This window comes from Lyngbya sp. CCY1209 (genome assembly GCF_055795065.1).
On the sequence record NZ_JAYFER010000044.1, the window covers coordinates 1 to 1939 of the forward strand.

Sequence of the window (1939 nt, forward strand, 5' to 3'; positions counted from 1 at the left end):
GTGACCCTCTTATCAATAATGGTAAAAACCCGCATCTCTCGGCTGAGAATCACGCACCATCGAGAGTGATGGATTGCCGATCAGAAACCGGGTTTCTACTTCAATCTGGGTGGGGATGCAGAAACTCTGATAGAAACCCGGTTTCTGAGTAGATGTAGGGTGTGTGACCCTCTGCTATTAATGATGCTAAAAACCCGAATCTCCTGGCTGAGGGTCACGCACCATGTTGCCATTCATAGGGATTGGAGTTAAAATCGTATCAAGTTCACTGAATAAACTTATGTCACAACATACCCTAATTCTATCTGAACAAACTTATCAAGCCCTCCTCGAAGTCGCCCAAAAACAAGGGTTAACTCCCGAAAGTTGGATTTTATCTCAACTTGAACAACCCCAGCCTGAAGCCGAACTGTTATCTGAAAAAATTGGAGATTTAATTGGGGCGATCGATAGTCAAATGGAACCTCATCATCAGGTTCAGCCAACTAATTTTGGCGAACAGATTGCCACAAAATTATCTAAACAAGGACTGCGACGACCATGATTTTAGTGGACACTGGGCCTCTCATTGCTCTGATTGACAAAGGCCAGGGAGACACCCATGTTAAATGTGTTCAAACTTACAAAACTCTAACAGGTTCCATGTTAACAACATGGCCTTGTTTTACTGAGGCGATGTACTTCTTATCAGAACTGCGAGGTTGGTCAGCACAGGCTATCTTATGGGAGTTCATCAATAGAAAAGCCTTGTATCTTCATGCAGCTAATGAAGCAGAATGTGAACGCATGAAAGTTTTGATGGAAAAATATAAAGATCTACCTATGGATTTAGCCGATGCTTCTCTGGTTGCTGTGGCAGAAAGTCAAAAGATTAAGCGGATTTTTACATTAGATAGTGATTTTTATGTTTATCGACTCTATGATAAAGATGCTTTTGACGTGATCCCAGGATGAGCTATAAAAGAGTCAGTGTGGCTCCCCAAATGTAGGGTGTGTGACCCTCCCCTATCAATGATGGTAAAAACCCGCATCTCTCGGCTGAGGGTCACGCACCATTTGGAAAATTGGCGCGATCGCGATTCGGGGTTCAAACAACCTAACAGCTAAGTTGATGGGTGGCTGGTTTCTTTGGTTTCACCATCAAGATGGAGTCTACTCCAGCGTTTTTTTAGACCGGGTTTTCGCGACAAATTAACAACTTCTCTACCACTTTCTGCTTGCTTTTGGCGTAAGTCTTCAAATATAGCATTCAAATCGTAGTTGAAAGACTTGGCATAGCGATCGCGAATTTTGTGAATTTCTTCGACAATTTCATCTTTCCACATGGACTAATCTCCCATCAATTCGTTTGGCGTACATAAGACAGGCAAAACATAGCCACAATCCAGACTAATTTCTGCCAATTTTCCTTGAATTTGAGCATTTGCGATGTGCTTGCAATTCCATGTTAACAAATAATCCATACCGTGAACAGTGGCGGCAGCGATATGGATCGCATCTATCTTGGCTTTAGGAGGCAAATTGCTTCGGGCTAAAAATTGTGCAGCCAAACCTTGTACCGCCTGATTCAAATCCAGCAACGGAAAATCACCTAAAATCTCTAGTCGTTGAGTCGCGATCGCCGGATCTCCTTGTGCTACTTCATCTAAAACGGCTTCTGATGTATAAAGAGTAAAAGCATTCCGGCGTAGTTCCCACCAATTCTTTGTAATCTCCATGTTGGCAGCGATAATCAAGTTTTTGGTTGATCTGGCGGTTAGATACCCCAAGATACTGGTTTCGATATAAACCGTTTCACTCATATAGATAAAAGTCAACTGACTCTATTTTATGCTAAAGCGATCGCTACCAGTGCAGAGAAAGGCGATCGCTCCCCAGATGTAGGGTGTGTGACCCTCTTATCAATAATGGTAAAAACCCGCATCTCTCGGCTGAGAAT

The 1939-nt window shown here is 42.9% G+C and carries 4 protein-coding genes; 2 read left to right on the top strand and 2 right to left on the bottom strand.

Annotated features, from left to right (window positions below):
* The first annotated feature begins 280 nt into the window (after window positions 1-280).
* Both AC0QHF_RS00210 and AC0QHF_RS00215 read left to right on the top strand, forming a co-directional pair.
* A complete protein-coding gene (locus tag AC0QHF_RS00210) occupies window positions 281-544 on the top strand; it encodes a hypothetical protein (RefSeq protein ID WP_324702180.1) in 264 nt (87 codons plus the stop codon).
* Complete coding sequence (locus AC0QHF_RS00215; protein WP_324702181.1) at window positions 541-954, top strand: type II toxin-antitoxin system VapC family toxin; 414 nt, start codon at window positions 541-543, stop codon at window positions 952-954. The genes AC0QHF_RS00210 and AC0QHF_RS00215 overlap by 4 nt, the downstream gene beginning before the upstream one ends.
* Window positions 955-1103: 149 nt before the next feature.
* Here AC0QHF_RS00215 and AC0QHF_RS00220 read toward each other — a convergent pair whose 3' ends face one another.
* Window positions 1104-1325 carry a hypothetical protein gene (locus AC0QHF_RS00220; RefSeq protein WP_324702182.1) on the bottom strand — a complete coding sequence of 74 codons (222 nt, stop codon included), beginning with the start codon at window positions 1323-1325 and terminating at the stop codon, window positions 1104-1106.
* A 3-nt stretch (window positions 1326-1328) separates the two neighbouring features.
* Entirely contained in the window at window positions 1329-1802 is a 474-nt protein-coding gene (locus AC0QHF_RS00225) for a type II toxin-antitoxin system VapC family toxin (protein ID WP_324702183.1), read from the bottom strand.
* Window positions 1803-1939: the final 137 nt, after the last annotated feature.

Excerpts from the sequence above, each read along its gene's own strand:
- AC0QHF_RS00210 (WP_324702180.1), top strand. The coding sequence starts at position 281 with ATGTCACAACATACCCTAATTCTATCTGAACAAACTTATCAAGCCCTC.
- AC0QHF_RS00215 (WP_324702181.1), top strand. The coding sequence starts at position 541 with ATGATTTTAGTGGACACTGGGCCTCTCATTGCTCTGATTGACAAAGGC.
- AC0QHF_RS00220 (WP_324702182.1), bottom strand. The coding sequence starts at position 1,325 with ATGTGGAAAGATGAAATTGTCGAAGAAATTCACAAAATTCGCGATCGC.
- AC0QHF_RS00225 (WP_324702183.1), bottom strand. The coding sequence starts at position 1,802 with ATGAGTGAAACGGTTTATATCGAAACCAGTATCTTGGGGTATCTAACC.